Source organism: Rhizobium sp. BR 362, assembly GCF_036528765.1.
GTDB lineage: Bacteria > Pseudomonadota > Alphaproteobacteria > Rhizobiales > Rhizobiaceae > Rhizobium.
Genome location: NZ_JARWGH010000001.1, coordinates 1 through 20,071 on the forward strand (window position 1 = coordinate 1; position 20,071 = coordinate 20,071).

Annotated in this window: 17 protein-coding genes and 2 pseudogenes; 11 read left to right on the forward strand and 8 right to left on the reverse strand. The window is 60.0% G+C overall.

Annotation, left to right across the window (positions count from 1 at the left end; all coding sequences use genetic code 11):
* Positions 1 to 140: pseudogene (locus tag QDY28_RS00005) on the reverse strand (IS110 family transposase); the annotation flags it as partial.
* A gap of 280 nt (positions 141 to 420) precedes the next feature.
* Here QDY28_RS00005 and QDY28_RS00010 point away from each other — a divergent pair.
* Complete coding sequence (locus QDY28_RS00010; protein ID WP_331379626.1) at positions 421 to 1,314, forward strand: DMT family transporter; 894 nt, start codon at positions 421 to 423, stop codon at positions 1,312 to 1,314.
* A 229-nt stretch (positions 1,315 to 1,543) separates the two neighbouring features.
* Positions 1,544 to 2,233, forward strand: coding sequence for a hypothetical protein (locus tag QDY28_RS00015; RefSeq protein ID WP_331379627.1), 690 nt, complete (start codon positions 1,544 to 1,546; stop codon positions 2,231 to 2,233).
* Positions 2,234 to 2,407: 174 nt separating this feature from the next.
* On the opposite strand, the gene QDY28_RS00020 is transcribed toward QDY28_RS00015, so the two are convergent.
* The 3 genes from QDY28_RS00020 to QDY28_RS00030 all read right to left on the reverse strand — a co-directional run bounded on the left by QDY28_RS00020 (position 2,408) and on the right by QDY28_RS00030 (position 6,457).
* Positions 2,408 to 4,066: a DEAD/DEAH box helicase gene (locus tag QDY28_RS00020; RefSeq protein WP_331379628.1), complete on the reverse strand. Its 1,659-nt coding sequence runs from the start codon at positions 4,064 to 4,066 to the stop codon at positions 2,408 to 2,410.
* A gap of 349 nt (positions 4,067 to 4,415) precedes the next feature.
* Positions 4,416 to 4,724 (reverse strand): hypothetical protein, encoded by a 309-nt coding sequence (locus QDY28_RS00025; protein WP_331379629.1) that lies wholly within the window; start codon positions 4,722 to 4,724, stop codon positions 4,416 to 4,418.
* A gap of 146 nt (positions 4,725 to 4,870) precedes the next feature.
* A complete protein-coding gene (locus tag QDY28_RS00030) occupies positions 4,871 to 6,457 on the reverse strand; it encodes a trimethylamine methyltransferase family protein (RefSeq protein ID WP_331379630.1) in 1,587 nt (528 codons plus the stop codon).
* 214 nt (positions 6,458 to 6,671) lie between these two features.
* On the opposite strand from QDY28_RS00030, the gene QDY28_RS00035 reads away from it, so the two are divergent.
* Positions 6,672 to 9,929 carry a response regulator gene (locus QDY28_RS00035; RefSeq protein WP_331379631.1) on the forward strand — a complete coding sequence of 1,086 codons (3,258 nt, stop codon included), beginning with the start codon at positions 6,672 to 6,674 and terminating at the stop codon, positions 9,927 to 9,929.
* 2 nt (positions 9,930 to 9,931) lie between these two features.
* Here the strand turns inward: QDY28_RS00035 and mnmD are convergent, their stop codons facing one another.
* A complete protein-coding gene (mnmD, locus tag QDY28_RS00040; RefSeq protein WP_331379632.1) occupies positions 9,932 to 10,660 on the reverse strand; it encodes a tRNA (5-methylaminomethyl-2-thiouridine)(34)-methyltransferase MnmD in 729 nt (242 codons plus the stop codon).
* On the opposite strand from mnmD, the gene QDY28_RS00045 reads away from it, so the two are divergent.
* From QDY28_RS00045 to QDY28_RS00080, 8 genes and pseudogenes are all read left to right on the forward strand, one after another.
* A complete protein-coding gene (locus QDY28_RS00045; protein WP_331379634.1) occupies positions 10,659 to 11,843 on the forward strand; it encodes an NAD(P)/FAD-dependent oxidoreductase in 1,185 nt (394 codons plus the stop codon). The two genes, mnmD and QDY28_RS00045, sit on opposite strands and share 2 nt — an antisense overlap.
* Before the next feature lie 106 nt (positions 11,844 to 11,949).
* Positions 11,950 to 12,657 (forward strand): DUF1045 domain-containing protein, encoded by a 708-nt coding sequence (locus QDY28_RS00050; RefSeq protein WP_331379635.1) that lies wholly within the window; start codon positions 11,950 to 11,952, stop codon positions 12,655 to 12,657.
* A gap of 91 nt (positions 12,658 to 12,748) precedes the next feature.
* Positions 12,749 to 13,675: an allantoinase PuuE gene (gene puuE, locus QDY28_RS00055; RefSeq protein ID WP_331379636.1), complete on the forward strand. Its 927-nt coding sequence runs from the start codon at positions 12,749 to 12,751 to the stop codon at positions 13,673 to 13,675.
* Position 13,676: 1 nt separating this feature from the next.
* Entirely contained in the window at positions 13,677 to 14,174 is a 498-nt protein-coding gene (gene uraD, locus QDY28_RS00060) for a 2-oxo-4-hydroxy-4-carboxy-5-ureidoimidazoline decarboxylase (RefSeq protein WP_331379637.1), read from the forward strand.
* Between the two features lie 179 nt (positions 14,175 to 14,353).
* Complete coding sequence (locus QDY28_RS00065) at positions 14,354 to 14,716, forward strand: HepT-like ribonuclease domain-containing protein (RefSeq protein WP_331379638.1); 363 nt, start codon at positions 14,354 to 14,356, stop codon at positions 14,714 to 14,716.
* Between the two features lie 7 nt (positions 14,717 to 14,723).
* Entirely contained in the window at positions 14,724 to 15,224 is a 501-nt protein-coding gene (locus tag QDY28_RS00070) for an ureidoglycolate lyase (protein WP_331379639.1), read from the forward strand.
* Positions 15,221 to 15,577: a hydroxyisourate hydrolase gene (gene uraH / locus QDY28_RS00075; protein ID WP_331379641.1), complete on the forward strand. Its 357-nt coding sequence runs from the start codon at positions 15,221 to 15,223 to the stop codon at positions 15,575 to 15,577. Before QDY28_RS00070 ends, uraH begins: the two co-directional genes overlap by 4 nt.
* 3 nt (positions 15,578 to 15,580) lie before the next feature.
* Positions 15,581 to 16,321: pseudogene (locus tag QDY28_RS00080) on the forward strand (metallophosphoesterase family protein).
* Here the strand turns inward: QDY28_RS00080 and QDY28_RS00085 are convergent.
* The 3 genes from QDY28_RS00085 to QDY28_RS00095 are packed head-to-tail and all read right to left on the reverse strand — an operon-like array spanning position 16,318 to position 20,047.
* The gene (locus QDY28_RS00085) at positions 16,318 to 17,457 is read right to left on the reverse strand and encodes an alpha-hydroxy acid oxidase (protein ID WP_331379642.1); all 1,140 of its coding nucleotides are present in this window, start codon (positions 17,455 to 17,457) and stop codon (positions 16,318 to 16,320) included. The pseudogene QDY28_RS00080 and the gene QDY28_RS00085 overlap by 4 nt on opposite strands.
* A 47-nt stretch (positions 17,458 to 17,504) precedes the next feature.
* Positions 17,505 to 18,812, reverse strand: coding sequence for a guanine deaminase (guaD, locus tag QDY28_RS00090; RefSeq protein ID WP_331379643.1), 1,308 nt, complete (start codon positions 18,810 to 18,812; stop codon positions 17,505 to 17,507).
* Positions 18,809 to 20,047, reverse strand: a complete 1,239-nt coding sequence (locus QDY28_RS00095; RefSeq protein WP_331379644.1) for a urate hydroxylase PuuD — start codon at positions 20,045 to 20,047, stop codon at positions 18,809 to 18,811. The genes guaD and QDY28_RS00095 overlap by 4 nt, the downstream gene beginning before the upstream one ends.
* Positions 20,048 to 20,071 lie beyond the last annotated feature (24 nt).

Sequence of the window (20,071 nt, forward strand, 5' to 3'; positions counted from 1 at the left end):
ATCGATGCCACCGACGCCGGCTCCGAGGAGATGTCGCCGAAAAACCGCACCTCGCCGTTGCGCTCTCCATCGGCAATGGCCACTGAAATCTTCAACTTCGACGTATCCAAGCCGATGAAAATTACGCTATCTTCTTTCATGGTTCGTCCTCGCTTAAGCGTGGGGCTCGGCTCCGGCCTATCCAGAGCAACCCCCGACTTCAGCTTACTGCGGGGGCGGGCCACCTTCACCCCGCGAACATACGGTCTAAGCCAACCAGCAGTGAGGCGGATATGAAGAAAAATTGATGATTGGTTTCAGCGGTTCGATTTTGACGCTTCGGCCGTCTTCGGTTATCAGCGGTTGCCCTGCGCATGTGACGTTCCGGTTTCAATTCAGGCCCGGATCCAGCCTGCGACATCAATTTCAGTCTGAGCCTCCATGTCCCTCGACACATTCGCGCCGGCAATCTTCGTCTTTCTTTGGTCTACAGGCTGGATCGTTGCGAAGTATGCAGCGATGCATTCGGGTCCCTTTACCTTCCTCATGATCCGGTACAGCCTGTCCGCGCTCGCTTTCGTCCTGTTTTGCGCTTTTTCTCGCGCGAAATGGCCGCGTGATTGGTCCAGCGTCTTCCGGGCCATTTATTCCGGCATCTTTCTGCACGGGTTTTATCTCGGCGGTCTTTGGTGGGCGATCGCGAGCGGCGTGCCTGCGGGGATTTCAGGCATCATTGCTGCCCTGCAGCCGCTGATGACGGCGATGGCCGCGCCCTATCTGGTCGGCGAGCGCCTGCAGCCAACGCAGCGGTTTGGCCTGTTGCTCGGCTTCATCGGCATTGCGATTGCGATCTCGCCGAAGCTTTTGTCGTCGGATACCGCCAATCTCTGGCATTCGGCGATTCCGCTCGGCGTCAATCTGTTGGCGATGGTCTCCGTGACCTACGGCACGCTTTATCAAAAGCGTCATCTGCAAACGGGGGATCTCAGGACCATCGCGACCCTGCAATATGTCGGTGCTCTCATCGTCGCCGCGCCTTTGGCGCTGACATTCGAAAATCTGCACTTCGACGGTACGCGCGAAGCATTTCTTGCCCTTGCCTGGTCAGTCTTCGGCCTGTCGATGGGCGCGGTCGGCCTGCTGCTCTATCTCATTCGCCGCGGGCAGGTATCGCGCGCCGCGTCGCTGATCTACCTGATGCCGCCCGCCGTCGCCATCGAAGCGGCGATCGCTTTCGGCGAACCGCTGACCCTGCCGATCATCATCGGCACGTTGATCGTGGTGATCGGCGTCTATCTCACCAACAGGCGCACGGCGGACGTGGTGCCGGAATAGCGGATCAGCGAAGGCTTCCTGCTCTCGGCGGCGAAGAACTCCTCTGCCCATAAAGGTAAGTTTGAGACGGCAGAATCGGTCTTACTGATATGGCAATCCGCCCATTTGTTAAGAAACGGTTATCATCTCTTAGGTCTATACGATCAGATGATGATGTCCCTTGCGGTGCTGTACCTTTTTTTGCTTTGAAGCAATAATTGTGCTTACCATGTTGTTTTCAGAGGAAAAAATGAAGCGGAAAACAGTGAAATGGGGATCGATACTCCGAGACTATACGATCATTTTATCTATTTTAATCGCAGTAGGGGCTTTCGTCGTAGTGGCTCCAGCAATCGGCCTGCCTTGGATTATCGGTCCGCTTCCACTCGTCGCAACCATATGGACAGCGTACGGCTATATAAGGGGTCTAATATATAAAAGGATAGACGATAGTGCTCGCGCACTGTGTTCGTTTCTGCTGCCGATTGGCGTTTTTTCGCTTCTGGGAGAGCTGGTATTTTGGGAGTATAATATCTGGTTGTTGATAGTCTTTTCCCAGATACTCTCAGGGCTAAGTTGTTATGGTATGTTGCTGTTGGCCAATTATGTAGTATCTGGATCTATATTTGCAACTGATTATAAAGTAATAAATCGAAATGTAGATGATGTTGATCGTAGTAGTGTTCGCGTTAAGGCGATAAAAATGATAATCATGTGCAGCGGTATCGTTGTCGCCCTTGATTATTTCGTGTTCGGCCTCGATTCGAAGAGCAAATGTACGGGCAGGTGTCTGGGCTACGAGCTCCTAGTCGGACAGAAGACGCATGTTTTTGCTAATTTGTATACGTCATCCCTCTTCGGCTCGCTGTTGATCATGGGAATTATCGGCGGAGTTTTGCTTTTTTATCGATCTTTCATAGCGCGAAAGCTCAGCTCATGAATGGAATGTGGCAGGTATAGACAGGGACGAGGCTCCGCTCTGGCGAGCCATATTCAGCATGAGATTAGCTCCGTAGGATGGAGCCGAAGAAGTTACAACGAACGCTCCAAAAACGGCTTTACGCTGGGTGGTACATTGGGATTGGAGGGGGCCAATCGGGCCCCTTTCACTGCATCAGGCACGTTCGCGGCGCTGGCCGTTGCCGTTGCGCGGCCCGCGGCGTTTCATGCCGCCGTTGCCGCCTTCGCGATGTTCGCCGTGGGCGTGACCGTGACCCTGGCCGCGCTCCTCATTGTGGCGGCCCGTGGGGCGGCCGTGGGCATGGCGGGGGCCGCGATGGGAGCCGGCTTCGTGGGCGGCGGCAGTATTTGCCGGGCCGTTATGATGCGGCTTCTTGGTCGGACGGAAATCGGACGTCGAAACGAGATCGTTGTCTGCTTCCGGTCGCGGCGTCCGCTCGTCGCGGCGCTGGCCGCGGAAGTCGGCATTGCGATGGTTCTCGCGCTGCGGACGATCGTCGCGCGGGCGGCGCTCCTGGCGTTCACCCGTGCGGGCGCGGGCCTCGCCTTGTTCACCGTCACGCTGCGGACGGCCGCCTGGGCGGCCCGAACGGCCTTCCGGACGTCCCTGACCTGCACCGCCGCGGCCTTGGTTGCCACGGCCACCCCGGTTGTTGCCACGGGCGGGACGCGCACGATCGGCAGGGGCCTCGCCGCTGGCAACGGCGATTTCGATGCCCATCAGGCGCTCGATGTCGCGCAGCAGACGGATTTCATCGGGAGAGCAGAAGGCAATGGCGATACCGTCGCGGCCCGCACGCGCGGTGCGGCCGATGCGGTGAACGTAGGCGTCGGGCACTTCCGGCAGGTCGTAATTGTAGACATGCGAAACGCCGGGGATATCGATGCCGCGAGCGGCGACGTCGGTTGCAACGAGGACGCGGACGTCACCGTCGCGGAAACCCTTGAGCGCCCGCTCACGCTGGCCCTGGCTCTTGTTGCCATGGATCGAGGCGACAGCAAAGCCGACATGGTCGAGATGCTTCATGAGCTTCTCGGCGCCATGCTTGGTGCGCAGGAACACGATGGCGCGGCCATCCGGGTTGGCTGAAATCGTTTCCTTGAGGATTTCGGTCTTGTGGTTCTGGCCGGCGACGAAGTGGACATATTGCTCCACCTTGTCGGCCGCTTTGCCCGGAGGCGAGACTTCGACCTTCAGCGGATTGGTCAGATAGTCGGAAGCGAGGTCCGCAATCGCCTTCGGCATGGTGGCCGAAAACAGCAGGGTCTGGCGCTTGGCCGGGACGAGCTTGGCGATCTTGCGCAGGTCGTGGATGAAGCCGAGATCGAGCATCTGGTCGGCTTCGTCGAGGACGAGATAACTGACCTGGCCGAGCGACAGGGCGCGGCGGTTGATGAGATCGAGCAGGCGGCCAGGGGTGGCGACGAGGATGTCGGTGCCGCGCTCGAGCTGGAGTTGCTGCTTGTTGATCGAGGCGCCGCCGACGACGACGTTGATCCGCAGCGGCGTCTTGCGGACGAAGAGCTTGAGATTGTCGGCGATCTGGTTCACCAGTTCGCGGGTGGGGGCGAGGATCAGCGTGCGGACGGTGCGGTTGTCGGGACGCTTGGCGTCCTTCAGCAGCATTTCAATGATCGGCAGGCCGAAGGCGGCCGTTTTGCCGGTGCCGGTCTGGGCGAGGCCGATGAGATCGCGACCCTGGAGAACAAGCGGGATAGCCTGTGCCTGGATGGGCGTCGGCGTCGCGAAGTTGTTCTGCGACAGCGTATCGACGATCTGCTTGGAAAGACCAAGCGAGTGAAAATCGGTCAATTCAATACCTTTCGGGGCGCCAAAGCAGATAGGCCGGGTCGCACCATGCGGTCCGGTCTGTCTCTGGCGTCAAGAACCCCGCGTGAAGTGGGAACTTGTAAGTTGGAAAAAGCTTTCCAGCGCGTCCGACCGCCTTGGGTGCGGTCTCATTTAAAAAGCGCTTTTGTCCTTCTCTTGCGTACGTCTAGTCCCGCAGGGCACGCTCACGCGGCGGCCGAAAGGTGAAAGCTGACGCGCATTTGGTCTTAATCGCCGCCAAAGTCAAGGGGTGTGATCGAAAGCTTTTCAACAGATAGACGAAAATGCCGCCGGAAAATCCGGCGGCATGGGCATTCGATCTTTATGGTCTTCAGTGGCAGACCTCGACACGATAGGGCCGGCCCCAGCCATCATGACGCCATGCCCAGTAGCAAGCGGGATAGGCGCGTACGTAGGCCGGAGCATAATAGGTTCGATAGGCGGGGTAATAAGCCGGATAGACCGGATAGGCCGGTCGTACGGCTTCGGCGGCCAAGGCGCCGCCGACGACACCAGCGGCAAGACCGCCGAAGAAGGCGCCGCGTTCGGAGGCGGCGGCAGTGGTGGTGGTTACGGCGGCGGCGCTGCCGAGCGTCAGCGCGATCAGACCGGCCGTCGTTAAAGTGCGAAGCACAGACATTGACATCCCTTTCCCAAAAGCAGAGGCCTCCCAGCCGACGCCGAGCTTGAAGGTGCGTGGAAAAGCGGGCGAAGTCGCGGCTAAAAAGAGGGCCGCGACATTAAATTTTGTTCATGATCGAGGGTGCGAAACCCTTTGATTTTCAACTAGAAATCGGTGGGAACGCCACCCTCTTCCTTGCGCTTGGCGACAAAGGCGTCGAGCTCTTCCTCGATGGCCGGATCGAGCGGTGGGCGCTCATAATGTGTGAGCACTTCCTTGAAGATGCGGTTGGCATGGTCGTAGGTTGTCGGCCGCCCGGCTTCGGTCCAGGTCTCGTGATTGCGCCAGTCCGACAGGATCGGCGAGTAGAAGGCCGTTTCGTAGCGCGCGAGCGTGTGTGCCGTTCCGAAATAATGGCCGCCGGGGCCGACATCGCGGACGGCTTCGAGCGCCAGGGCTTCGCTACTGACATCCAGCGGCGTCAGAAATTCGGCGACCATCTGCAGCATGTCGACATCGAGGATGAATTTCTCGAAAGAGGCGGTGAGGCCGCCCTCGCTCCAGCCGGCCGCGTGTAGCACGAAATTGCCGCCGCCCTGGGTCAAGGCCCAGAGCGAGAGCGCCGATTCATAGGCGGCCTGAGCGTCCAGCGTGTTGGAAGCATTGGTGTTGGAGGTGCGGTAGGGAATGCCGTAGCGGCGGGCAAGCTGTCCGCCGGCAATCACCGCCTTCATATATTCCGGCGTGCCGAAGGCCGGCGCTCCCGTCTTCATGTCGACGTTCGAGGTGAAGCCGCCATACATGACCGGCGCGCCCTTGCGCACCATCTGCGTGAAGGCGATGCCGCAGAGCGCCTCGGCATTCTGCTGCACCAGCGCGCCGGCGATGGTCACCGGCGCCATGGCGCCCGCCAGCGTGAAGGGCGTAACGATCACGACCTGGCCTCGCGACGACATCTCGATGATGCCCTGCAGCATCGGCCCGTCGAGGCGCAGCGGCGAGGAGGAGTTGATGACTGTGAAGAGCGACGGCTCGCGCTCCATCTGTTCCATGCTGATGCCACGGCCGATGCGGGCAATCTCAATGGCATCGAGATTGCGCTGCTTGCCGAGCGAATAGCAATGGAACGCCTTGTCGGTAAGCTTGACGATGTCGGAGAGGCAATCGAGATGGCGGACCGAAGCGTGAATGTCGACAGGCTCGACCGGATAGCCGCCGGTCATGTGGATGACGTCGTAGGATTGGGCAAGCTTGATCAGCTTGCGGAAATCTTCCTGATTGCCGGCCCGCCTGCCACCTTCGCGATCCGCAACAAAGGGCGCGGAGGCGACCTGGGCGAAGACGAGATTCCTGCCGCCGATCTGAACGTTTCTAAGGGGGTTGCGAGCGTGCAGGGTGAAGGTCGAGGGGACGGAGGCGATCAGTTCCGTGATCATGCCGCGGTCGAAGCGGACACGCTCCGTGCCGGGCGTAACGTCGGCGCCGGCGGCTTTCATGCGCTCGCGCGCTTCCGGCAGGATAATGTCCATGCCGATCTCTTCGAGAATGGTCAACGACGCCTCATGAATGTCGTCGAGCGCCTCGGGCGACAGAAGTTCGCTTCGGGTGAGATTGTTGACGAGGTTGAGGTATTTCGTGCCGCTCGGCTTGCGGCTGCGCTCGGCGCCACGGCCTCCGGCCCGGCGGCGGCGCTCGAGCGGAATGGTCGCCGTGTCAGTCTCGTGCAAGGCCGTGTTTCTATCGTCGCTCATGCTCTCGCTCCACCATTGTGCTGATATGATTCTTGGCAGAGTTCGGCGTCAGATGCTGCCGTCGTTTGCGACCAAAGGATGACTGTTCTGGGATAGTCAATGGCTTGAACGCGACGCCGCGCCGGCGGGCAATATGGTTAACGGCTTGTTAAAGCGCTTTGTGATAAAGCATGGGTTCAGTAAACTGTAGCGAGCGTTGAGAAGAGGGGCCCTGTTGACTTCGGACGGTGAACTGCTGGAGATGGCCTGCCGCCGGATCGCCGATCTGGATCAGCCGGCTTATGTCAAGAACAGCGATCTGAGATATGTCGCCGTCAACGAAGCCTATGCACGGTTTTTCAGACGCGACCTCTCCGATTTCATTGGCAATCGCAGCCGCGATCTCTTCGACAGTGGCGAAGAAGCCGACCGCGAAGACAAGGAGCGCCGGGCGCTGGTCTTCGGCTCGGAGGAGATGGCGCTGTGCTTCGACCCGACAGGCCGTGACCGTTCCCGCGTGCAGATCGAAAGTTTTTCGCCGTCCGAAGACTACCTTTATGTCTTTGGCATGTTCCTCGACGCGCCGGCTGTGCCGTCGCGTTCGCCGTCCGGCCGGGAAGGCGGCGACATTCCAGGCGACGTCGATGAAATCGGGCTTTACCGCAGGATTCTCGAGGATCTTCCGGTAGCCGCTTTCGCGCGCGATGCCAGCCATCGGTTGATCTATTCCAACGAAGCCTATGCGGCCATTACGGGGCTCAGCCGCGCCGAGGTACTGGGCAAGACCGAACAGGAAATGTTCGAAATCGGCGGCGACGATTATTTCGCGGAAAACGAGCAGGTGCTGACCGAAGGGCGCGCACTCGAATTCGAAGGCACGGTGGTCGATCGGAAGCATGTGGCCCACCCGATCATGACGCGCGTCAACCGCGTCGTCACCTCGGATGGCAAACGTTATGCCGTCGGATCCATGACCGATATTTCCGTGTTGAAGCTGCGCGAGACCGAGTTGATCGAGGCGCAGGCGCGCGCCGAAACATTGCATCAGGATTTGGAGAACATCCTGCGCTCGATGCCGATCGGCGTGATGATCCACGACGGCAATTATGTGGTGGAATATACCAACGACGCCTTTTACGACATCTGGGAATTCCCGAAGGACGAACGCTTCGAAGGCCTGACTTATCGAGACCTTATCGCCAAACATTTCGAGCTTGGCCGCTATGATGCCGATGCCGGCAGTATCGATGATATCTATCAGGCGCGCCTGGAGTCCTTCCGCAAGGCCGGACCGCAATTTCAGATCGAGATGAACTTTGCCGACGGCAAATCCGTCATCATGGATGCAAGCCGCATTTCGAATGGCCGCACGCTGGTCGCCTATGCCGACATCTCCTCCGTCCGCCAGCAAGCGCGCGAGATCACCGAGGCACGTCTTGCTCTGGAGCGGCTCGGCGAACTAATGACGGACGCCACGCATGCCATGTCGCAGGGATTGCTCATCGTAGAAGACGGCATCATCATGCTGGCGAATGATGCAGTGAGGGACATGCTGCGCATTCCCGCAGATCATCTCGCGGTCGGCAAGCATTGGTCTGTCGCCTTCAACCATTGTGCCGCACGCGGCGATTTCGGCGACAATCCGCAGGCGGTTGGGCGTGCCTGGCGCAGGAGCATGGCGGGCGGCAAACCGGTTTCGACTGTGTTCCAGGTTGCCGGCGAGCGCTGGATGCAGCTCGAAGCAGCGATCAGCGAAAGCCGCCGCTGGACCGTGGTGCTGACCGACGTCACCGAGATGAAAGAACGCGAGGCCGAGCTGCAACTGCTGCTCTCGCGCAGCGAAGCCGCTGACCGTGCCAAATCCGAATTCCTCGCCAATATGAGCCATGAAATCCGCACCCCGATGAACGGTGTTCTCGGCATGGCGGAGCTGCTGGCCAAAACCGATCTCGATGCCCGGCAGAAGACCTTCATCGACATCATCGTCAAGTCGGGCAATGCGCTGTTGACGATCATCAACGACATCCTGGATTTCTCGAAGATCGATGCCGGGCAGATGCGTCTGCGCAAGGCCGCTTTCGATCCTGCCGATGCAGTGGAGGATGTCGCGACGCTCCTGTCGTCGCCGGCGGCGGAAAAGGATATCGAACTGCTGGTGCGTACAGCGCCCGATGTGCCGTCCATGGTGCTCGGAGACGCCGGCCGCTTCCGCCAGATCGTCACCAATCTCGTCGGCAATGCGGTCAAATTCACCGAGCGCGGCCACGTGCTGGTCGAAGTGGACAGCCGGCCGATCGACAATGGCGAGATCATGTTGACGCTGCGGATCGAGGATACCGGCATCGGTATTCCCGACGAGAAGCTCGATTCCATTTTCGAGAAGTTTTCACAGGTCGACGCTTCTTCGACGCGCCGGCATGAAGGCACAGGTCTTGGCCTTGCCATTACCGCCGGGCTGGTCGATCTCTTCGGCGGCTATCTCGAAGTCGAGAGCGAATGGGGCAATGGCTCGGTCTTCACCGTGCATCTTCCCATGCCGCCTGCGGCCACGCGCAGCGAACCGCGTCCGGTGCCGGTCAATGTGAAAGGCGCCGGCATCCTCGTCGTCGACGACAATGAGATCAACCGCCGGATATTGACCGAGCAGTTGGCGCAATGGAGTTTTGATGGTTACGCGGCCGAGGATGGCAAGACGGGGCTCGCCATCCTTCGTGCCGCTTTCGACATGGGCGTGCCGGTCGATGCCGTGATCCTCGACTATCACATGCCGGATATGAACGGCGATGAAGTCGCGCGTGCCATTCGCGCCGATTCTCGCTTCGATAAGGTATCGCTCATCTTCCTGACATCCATGGATGTCGCCAGCAGCGACAAGGAATTTGCGGCCTTGAACGGTCAAGCGCATCTGATGAAGCCCGCTCGCGCCAATGTGCTGCGCAACACCATCATCGATGTCGTGCGCACGGCGCGCCGGCAGCGGATGAGCGGCGATGAAACTGCTGCTGCCGCTCCACCGTCGATCGAGGCAGAAGCAGTTGCCGCCATCGATGCCGTCGAACGCGACGTGGCGGCGAAACCGGTTAGCGCTATCGATATCCTGGTTGCCGAGGACAATGAGGTCAACCAGATCGTCTTCACGCAAATTCTGCAGGTTACGGGTCTGCGCTTCCTCGTGGTCCAGAACGGTCTGGAGGCCGTGGAGGCCTGGCGGAAGCTTCGGCCATCGCTGATCATGATGGATGTCTCGATGCCGATCATGAACGGCCATCAGGCGACGCGCATGATCCGGCAACTGGAAGCCGAGGCAGGGCAGGGCTGGCACGTGCCGATCGTCGGCGTCACCGCGCATGCGCTCGATGTCGACCGGGATATGTGCCTGGAAGCGGGCATGGACGACTATATGTCCAAGCCGATCAGCCCCGAACTCCTGGAAGCCAAAGCGCGCCGCTGGCTGGGCGACGCTGTGCTTCAGACCGAGCGTTCCACCAAGTAAGCTTATTTGACTCCGCAGAGCATTTCGCGTTTTCCCGCAAATCCCTTGCGCCGCTCGACCGTGAACCCTGCCGCTTGCAGGTTGCGGCGCACGAAACCGGCGGCGGCGTAAGTGGCGAAGGTGCCGCCGGGGACGGTCTTGTCGTAAAGGTGCTGCATCAATTCCGGCGACCACATATCGGCGTTTCGGGAAGGGGCAAAGCCGTCGAGATACCAGGCGTCGAAGCCCATTGCAGCCTGGCGCACGCCATCAATCGCCGCACCACAGACGACGCTAAGGCGCGTCCCAGCATCGAGGGTCAACGTAACGATGTCGCGCGGTTCTTCCGGCCAGGCGGCGACGAGCGCCTGACGTTCAACATCGATTTGCGGCCAGTGCGACAGTGCGCGGTCGATCTCCTCGGCACGCATCGGGTAGAGCTCGAAGGACATGAAGTGAAGTTCTGAATTCGGCTCGCGATGCTGTCGCCATTGCCGCCAGGTCTCACAGAAATTCAGGCCTGTGCCGAAGCCAAGTTCGCCGATCAGGAAGTTTCCTTGCTCGTTCCAGCGCGCGGGCAGGCCGTTGCCGGAGAGGAAGACATGGCCGCATTCCAGCCGGCCGTCGGTCTGGCAATAAAAATGGTCGCCAAAGGCGGTCGAATAGGGCATATCGCCATCGCGCCATTCCAGCGCTTGGCTTGCCGCATTGGTCTTCGCCTCGGGCGTCTGATCGGAAACTGGATCTGTCATGGGAAGAGCCGATAATCCGCCGGGGCTTGCCGGTCAATCATCGACCGAACTGTTGATCGTCGGCGGCGGCGTCATGGGCCTTTGGGCGGCGGTGCATGCGGAGCGCCTGGGCGTCGAAACTCTGCTCGTCGACGCCGGTCGGTTGGGGCATGGAGCAAGTGGCGGTCTGCTCGGCGCACTGATGCCGCATATGCCGGACAAGTGGTCCGAGAAGAAGCAGTTCCAGTTCGAGGCGCTAGCTTCCCTAGAGGACGAGATTGCAGAACTGGAAGCGGCAACCGGGCTTTCCGCCGGGTATCGCCGTTCCGGCCGGCTGATGCCCTTGCCAAAGCCGCATCTGCGCAAGATCGCGTTACGCCACTCGCAGGATGCGGAAACGCATTGGCATCATGGCGACCGGCGATTTCATTGGCATGTGCGCGATGCTGCGCCGGTGGACGGCTGGATAGATCCGGCCGCCGGCGACAGCGGCTTTGTTTTCGACACGCTCGCCGCCCGGGTTGCGCCGCGAGCCTTCCTGAAGGTTCTTGCCGGTTTTCTTGATAGGGCGAAACATGTTCGGCTTGCCGAAGGCCTGGACATTCAGAGCATCGATCCGGATCGCGGCACCGCGACGACCCGAGAAGGCACTGTCCGTTTTAGCCGCTGCATCCTCTCTGCCGGGCATCGCTCTTTTTCGATATTGGACGGATTGACGCCCGGACATCATTCTCCCCTCGGCCAGCCGGTCAAGGGTCAGGCGGCGCTGCTGAAAACGGATGTCGATGCCGGCCTGCCGGTGATTTTCCGCGATGGGCTCTACATCGTTCCGCATGAGGGCGGATTGGTTGCGGTCGGCAGCACGAGCGAGAACCGCTTCGACGATCCGATATCGACGGATCACCAGTTAGATGACCTGCTCACCGCCGCGCGGATGATGGCGCCGCCGCTGGCGGGTGCCGAAGTGGTCGAACGATGGGCCGGTCTACGACCGAAAGCGATCGATCGTGATCCCATGGTGGGAGCGCATCCCGACCATCCGCGGCTGATCGCACTGACCGGCGGTTTCAAGGTCAGCTTCGGCTTGGCGCATCGCCTGGCCGAAGCGGCGGTCCGGGAAGCCATGGAAATTCCCTGTTCTTTCAAGCTGCCCGAAAGCTTCGCCCTTTCGAACCACATTATGGTAGCATCACATAAAACGTGAATATAAACACCGCTCAGGTCGTCAATCTGTCACGCAAATCACCTATCTCCTTGCGCATCGGCCGCCGGTTGCGTCGGCCGGCTTTTCGCCTTCTGAAGGAGATTTTATGCGCTACGCTATTTGCTTCACGCCGTCTGCGAGCGATCCGCTGACGCTCGTGGCCGCAAATTGGCTCGGCCGCAACGTCTATTCCGGCGAGATGGTCGATCCGCCCGCTGTCCGCGGGCTCGGCATTCATGAAATCGCCTTCCATACCGCCGTGCCGCGCCGCTACGGCTTCAACGGCACGTTGAAAGCGCCGTTTCGCCTGGCGGAGGATATGTCCGAGGCGGCGCTGCTGCGCGATCTCATGCGTTTTTCCGGCACCGTGACGCCGTTCGAGATTCCGCGGATGGAAGTTGCGCGTCTCGGCGGTGCGTTCGGCCTGGTGCCGTCCGAACCATCCCAGCAAATGCATTTCCTGGCGGCGTCGCTGATCCAGGCCTTCGATCATTACCGTGCGCCCCTGACGGAGGCGGAAATCGAACGCAGTGACCCCGACAGCCTGTCGGCAGCGCAATTTGCCAATCTGCATCGCTGGGGCCATCCGCATGTGATGGATGAATTCCGTTTCCAGATGATGTTGACGGGCACGGTCAGCCCCGCCGATCTGCCGCGGATGGAGCGGGTGCTCCGCGATTTCTTCGAGCCGGCGCTTGCCGAGCCGGTGCCGGTGTCGAACATCGCACTGATGATGGAAGAGGGCACTGGCGGACCATTCCGAGTGCATTCCTTGCATCCGATGGGCAAAGTCAGCGCCCGCAAGATCGCCTGAGGCTCATTCTGAAAGGAATGCGCGTTTCGCACTTTCCGTCTCGACATTCCGGCCGTGAATGCTACCGTCTTGGCATATTCGAGAAGGTGCTTTGATGTCCGATACCTATCCCCGCAATCTCATCGGCTACGGCCGCAACACGCCCGATCCGAAATGGCCGGGCGATGCACGCGTCGCGGTGCAGTTTGTCATCAATTACGAAGAGGGCGGGGAAAGCTGCATTCTCGATGGCGATCCTGCATCGGAGAACCTGCTGTCGGAAATCGTTGGTGCGGCGGCATGGCCGAATCAACGCAGTCTCAACATGGAATCGATCTATGAATATGGTTCGCGCGCCGGTTTCTGGCGGCTGTGGCGCATGTTCACGGAACTCAAAGTCCAGGCGACCGTCTATGGCGTGACGCTCGCCATGGCGCGCAATCTTGAAGCCGTCGCTGCCATGAAGGAAGCGGGCTGGGAAATTGCGAGCCACGGCTACCGCTGGCTGGAATATAAGGATTTTTCAGAGGATCTCGAGCGAAAGCACATTTTCGAAGCCGTACGCCTGCATACCGAACTGACCGGCGAGCGGCCCTACGGCATGTATCAGGGCAAACCATCGGACAATACGTTGCGGCTGGTGATGGAAGAGGGCGGTTTCCTCTATTCGTCGGACTCCTATGCCGACGATCTGCCCTATTGGGTCGATGGCATCGAGGGTAAGCCGTTTCTGATCATCCCCTATACGCTCGAAACCAACGATATGCGCTTTGCCACGCCGCAGGGCTTCAATTCCGGCGATCAGTTCTTCACCTACCTTAAGGATGCCTTTGACACGCTGTATGAAGAGGGTAAGCAGGGCAGTCCGAAGATGATGTCCGTCGGCCTGCATTGCCGCCTCGTCGGCCGGCCCGGCCGTGCCGCGGCACTCAGGCGCTTCATCGAATATGTGCTGAAGCACGACAAGGTTTGGATACCGAAGCGCATCGAAATCGCTAATCATTGGCACCAGTATCACCGTCCCGCGGGCGCATTTTGATATGATATCGCGTGACGATTTCGTGACCCGCTTCGGCGGCGTCTTCGAGCACTCTCCGTTCATCGCCGAACGTGCCTATGACGCCGGCAAGATTGCTGAGCCGTTGACATCGGGTGGCGTGCATGGCGCTCTGGCTGCGATCTTCCGCACCGCCAGCGCCGACGAGCGGCTCGGTGTTTTGCGCGCACATCCCGACCTTGCCGGCCGGCTTGCAATTGCGGGCAAGCTTACCGAAGACAGCCGCAAGGAGCAGGCAGGCGCCGGGCTTGACCGGCTGACACCGGCCGAGCACGCCCGCTTCACCGAACTCAATACGGCTTACGTCCCAAAATTCGGCTTTCCCTTTATCATCGCGGTCAAGGGTCTCGGCAAAGACGACATTCTTGCCGCCTTCGAAACACGGATCGGCAATGACCGGGACACGGAATTTGCGACCGCAACGGCGCAGGTGGAGAAGATCGCCCTGCTGCGCCTGCAATCCATGCTTCCGGAAGGCTGATGCGCGGCCATCCTTCCGTGCATGCTTCTGCATAGGTTTTTGCCATGCAACGGGTGAGCTATGTTTCGGTCCGTTCATGGCTTAGTATCCGCTTGGTAGGGTGCTGTGATGAGGCTTTGGAAAGCATTGGATAGAGCTGGAAGCAGGCCGCCGACGATTGTCGACGAAGTGAAGCCGGTATGAGTTTGGATCGGCTGATCATTTACCTTGAGCGCATGCAGCGGGCTGCATCTGAAATTGATCAATTCCTTCGAGGAGTCGATCAAGCCGCGTTTTTCAAGAATGTTGGGAAGCAGCGCGCCATCGGCATGAATCTCTTGTTGATCGGTGAGGCAGCCGCACGGATTGCGGAGGACTATCCCGAGTTTGTCGTTGACCATCCGGAGTTGTCTTGGGATGAGATGCGCGACTTCAGGAATCGGATTATGCAGGGATATTTCGACATCGAGTTGACGACCCTATGGGACATCGCGCAGAAATCTCTTCCGGAGCTGCTCCTGCGATTGGAGTCTATTCGCCATTGGCGCGCGGAAGGCGAATGATCATTCAATGACACAGCATCTGGACATCAAGCCTTTGACAAAAGCCGCATTCGCGCCGTTCGGCGATGTGATCGAGGCGGATCCGGCAACGATGCGATTCATCAATGGTGGCACGACGGAGCGCTTCCACGCGCTTTCGAGCGCGGAGGCCGTGGGCTACGAAGCGCGGGTCATCATCAATCTGTTTCGCGGCCAGCCGCGTGCCTTTCCCTTCTCCATCGACATGATGGAGCGCCATCCCTTCGGCAGCCAGTGTTTCGTGCCGTTGAACGATCGGCCGTTTCTCGTGGTCGTCGCGAAGGACGAGGACGGCAAGCCCGGCAGGCCGCAAGTCTTCCTGGCGCGCGGCGATCAGGGGGTGAACTATTACCGCAATGTCTGGCATTATCCCCTCATGGCGCTTGGCGAGCGGAGCGATTTCCTCATCGTGGATCGCGACGGCCCCGGAAATAATCTTGAGGAATTCTTCTTCGACACCCCCTTCATCATCGGAGCGCCGACGCTATGACCGGACTGACCACCCACGTGCTCGACACAGCTCTCGGCAAGCCCGCCGAAGGCCTGACGATCGATCTTTTTCAAATCGAAGGTGAAACGCGTAGGCATCTTAAGACGGTCACGACCAATTCGGATGGGCGCGTCGACGGCGGGCCGATCCTGATCGGCGACAGTTTTGTCGCCGGCACCTATGAGCTGCTCTTTCGCGCCGGTGACTACCTGCGTGCGACCGGGGCCAAGCTGCCCGAGCCGGCGTTCCTCGATCTCGTGCCGATCCGTTTCGGCATCGCCGACACGACGGCGCATTATCATGTGCCGCTGCTGATTTCGCCCTATGGCTATTCCACCTATCGCGGGAGTTGAGACTTGCGTTTTGCGGCGATCGCGGATGTGCATGGCAATCATCTGGCTCTGGAGGCGGTGCTTGCGGATATCCGGCGGCAGGGCATCGCTGACATCGTCAATCTCGGCGATTGCTTTAGCGGGCCGCTGACGGCGGGAAAGACGGCGGATATTCCGCTTGCACTCGATGCCGTGACGGTTCGCGGCAACCATGATCGGTATCTGATCGAACAGGCGCCGGAGCAGATGCACGCTTCGGATAGTGCCGCCCATGCCGAACTGGCCGAGCGTGATCTCGAATGGCTGCGTAGCTTACCCTTCAGTGCCGTCTATAGGGACGAGGCCTACGTTTGCCATGCGACGCCCAAAGACGACAATACCTATTGGCTCGAATCCGTCTCGCCAGACGGTCATGTCTATCAGAAGCCGATCGAGGAAATCGAAGCACTGGCCGCCGGCATCGATTTTCCGCTGCTCCTGTGTGGACATACTCATATTCAGCGTGTTGTCCGGCTTTCCGACGGCCGCCTGATCGTCAATCCCGGCAGCGTCGGCTGCCCCGCCTAGGACGACGATCTGCCTCATTATCACAAGGTGGAAGCAGGCCATCCCTTCGCTTCCTATACCGTTCTGGAAAAGGCTGACGACAACTGGCTGCCCGTCTTCCGCCAGGTCGCTTACGATCACATGGCGATGGCGAAGCTGGCGGCGCAGAATGGCCGCATGGAATGGGCCAGCGGTCTGGCGACGGGCTGGCTGCGTTAAAGATCAGCCAGGATCGATCGATCCACCGTCTTAATATCCCGCTTGCCGCAGAGCGCCATGGAGATATCCAACTCCCTGCGGATGATTTCAAGCGCGAGCGTCACGCCTTGCTTACCCATGGCGCCCAGACCGTAGAGGAAGGGGCGGCCGATGAAGGTGCCCTTGGCGCCGAGGGCTACGGCCTTCAGCACATCTTGGCCGGCGCGGATGCCGCCGTCCATATGCACCTCAATCTTGTCGCCCACGGCGTCGACGATGTCAGGCAGCATGCTGATGGAGGAGGGTGCGCCGTCGAGCTGACGGCCGCCATGATTGGAAACGATGATCGCGTCCGCGCCGGTGGCGACGGCGGCCTTCGCATCCTCGACATCGAGAATGCCCTTGATGATCAGCGGCCCGCCCCACCGCTCCTTGATCCAGCCGACATCGCTCCAGGAAAGCTTGGGATCGAACTGCTCATGAGTCCATCCCGCCAGGGAGGCGAGGCTGGTGACGTTCTTGGCATGGCCGATGATATTGCCGAAGGAATGCCGCTTGGTTCGCATCATGTCCAGGCACCAGCGCGGCCGCATCGCCACTTGCCACATATGCTTCGGAATGAGTTTCGGCGGCGCTGTCAGGCCGTTGCGCAGATCATTATGCCGCTGCCCGAGGATCTGCAGGTCGGCCGTCAGCACCAAGGCTGAGCATTTTGCGGCTTTGGCGCGATTGATGAGGTCTATCACGAAGTCGCGGTCCTTCATGACGTAGAGCTGAAACCAGAAGGGACGCTTCGTGACCGAAGCGACATCTTCGATCGAGCAGATGCTCATGGTCGACAGCGTGAACGGAATGCCGAATTCCTCCGCCGCACGCGCTGCGAGCATTTCACCATCGGCATGCTGCATGCCCGTCAGTCCGGTCGGTGCCAGCGCCACCGGCATGGATACCGCCTGGCCGACCATGCTCGTTTCCAGCGAGCGGTCGGTCATGTCGACGAGGACGCGTTGGCGCAGCTTGATCTTGGCGAAATCCGCTTCGTTCGCGCCATAGGTCGACTCTGTCCACGAGCCGGAATCGGCATATTGAAAGAACATCTTCGGGACGCGCCGCTGAGCGAGCTTTTTCAGTTCGGCAATGGTGAGCGGCGCGGTCATGGCATTCAGCCCTTCGGATGGTTACATTGTGGAGCGGTAGGATCGCCTTACTGGAGGATCGATTTTGCGGCTTTTCCAGCCACATACGTCTCGATGATCGCCCGATCGTCGCCCATGGTCTGCAACAGGAATAGTTCCTCGGCCAGGTTCTCCACCACTTCCATCTTCAGCGCCATAGCCGGTGTTGCCGCGGCGTTGAGGACCACGAGGTCGGCGTCGGTGCCAGGCTCGAGCGTACCGATCCTGTCAGCCAGCGACAGGGCCTCGGCGTTGCCAAGGGTCATGTAGTAATAACTTTCCAGCGGGTTTAGCCGCTCGCCAAGAAGCTGCTGGATCTTGTAGGCCTCGTCCATCGTGCGCAGCATCGAATAGCTGGAACCGCCGCCGATATCGGTGGCGACGCCGATGCGGACGGGCGTTTCGCGGCGGGCGAGCGCTTTCAGGGGGAAGAGGCCGGAGCCGAGAAAAAGGTTGGAGGTCGGGCAGTGGACGGCGACGGCGCCCGCCTCGCTCATGGCATCGGCTTCGCGTTCGGAAAGGTGGATCGCGTGACCGAACAGGCTCTTGCGGCCGAGCAGTCCATAGCGGGCATAGATGTCGGTGTAGTCGATCGCTTCCGGATAGAGCTCGCAGGTAAACTTGATCTCGTCGTCGTTCTCGGAAAGATGCGTCTGAATATGCAGATCCGGGAATTCGCGCGCGAGTGCGGCGGTCGCCTCCATCTGCTCGGGCGTCGAGGTGATGGCGAAGCGCGGGGTGATGGCGACGTGACTACGGCCCTTGCCATGCCAGTCGGCGATCACCTGGCGGGTCTCGTCATAGCCCATCTGCGGCGTGTCGAGCAGGCCTTGCGGCGCGTTGCGGTCCATCATAACCTTGCCGCCGACCATGCACATGTTGCGCCGCATGGCCTCCGCAAAATAGGCGTCGGCGGAGGTCTTGTGCACCGAGCAATAGGCGACCGCCGTCGTCGTGCCGTGACGGATCAGCTCGTCATAGAAATGGGTGGCGATGCGCTCAGCATGGGCACTTTCGACAAAGCGGCATTCCTCGGGGAAGGTGTAGGTGTTCAGCCATTCCAGGAGGTTTGCGGCATAGGAGGCGATCACCTGCATCTGCGGGAAATGCAGGTGCATGTCGATGAAGCCCGGCAGGATCAGGTGCGGCCGATGGTCGACTTCGGCGACGTCCGCGGGTGCTTTCGCCTTGACTTCCGCATAGGTGCCGACGGCTGCGATGATGCCGTTCTCGATCAGCAGGCCGCCATCGCTTTCATACGAGTAGCTGTCCGTGTCGCTCAGGCTTTGCGGCGCGCGCCTGAAGGAGAGCAGGCGGCCGCGCAAAAGGGTAATCATTGGTCTTTTTCTCCGACGGAGCTTTCGAACCAGGCAACCAGCAGCTTGCGTTCCTCCGGCGTCACATCGGTGACATTGCCGGGAGGCATAGCGTGGCTGCGGCCGGCCTGAATATAGATCTCGCGGGCATGCATAGCGATTTCCGCGTCATTTTCCAGCATCACTTCCTTCGGTGCGCGCGCTATGCCCTCAAAAGACGGCTCGGCGGCATGGCACATCGAACAGCGCGCCGAGATCATCTGCTTCACAGCCGGGAAGTGTGCATCCGACGCGAACTGCTGGAAAGCGGGTGCGACGGCATTGGCATCCTTCTCGCCGGTCAGAAGCTTCGGCACGGTCGAAAGCCAGATGATAAGAACGAAGAGAACGACGGTGACGATCCAGGTCCAGGTCGGCCGGCCCTTGCGGGCATGGATCGTGTTGAACCAGTGGCGGATGGTGACGCCCATCAGGAAGACCAGCGCTGCGATGATCCAGTTGTAGGCGGTGCCGAAAGCCAGCGGATAGTGGTTCGATAGCATGAAGAAGATGACGGGCAGCGTCAGGTAGTTGTTGTGCAGGGAGCGCTGCTTGGCGATGCGGCCATATTCCGGGTCCGGCGTGCGGCCCGCGATCAGGTCGGCGACAACGATCTTCTGATTGGGGATGATGATCATGAAGACATTGGCCGACATGATCGTCGCCGTGAAGGCGCCGAGATGCAGGAAGGCGGCGCGGCCGGTGAAGAGATGCGTATAGCCCCAAGCCATGAAGACGAGGACGGCATAAAGCACCACCATCAGGCCCCAGGTATTGTTGCCGAGCGGCGATTTGCAGAGCAGATCGTAGACAATCCAGCCGCCGGCCAGCGAAGCCAGCGAAATCAGGATAGCGACGGGAACGCTGACATCGAGCACATGCCGGTCGATGAGGAAGAGATTGGCGCCGCCATAATAGACGATGCAGAGCATCAGGAAGCCGGAGAGCCAGGTGAAATAGCTTTCATATTTGAACCACGTCAGATGCTCGGGCATCGTTGCCGGAGCCACCAGATATTTCTGGATGTGGTAGAAACCGCCGCCATGCACTTGCCATTCCTCACCATAGGCGCCGGGCGGAAGATGCGGGCGCTTTACCAGCCCAAGATCGAGCGCGATGAAATAGAAAGACGAGCCGATCCAGGCAATGGCGGTGATGACGTGGAACCAGCGGGCAGCAAAGGCCAGCCATTCCCACGCTATGACGTATTCATACATTCAGGTCCCCTTTTCTTCCTCCGA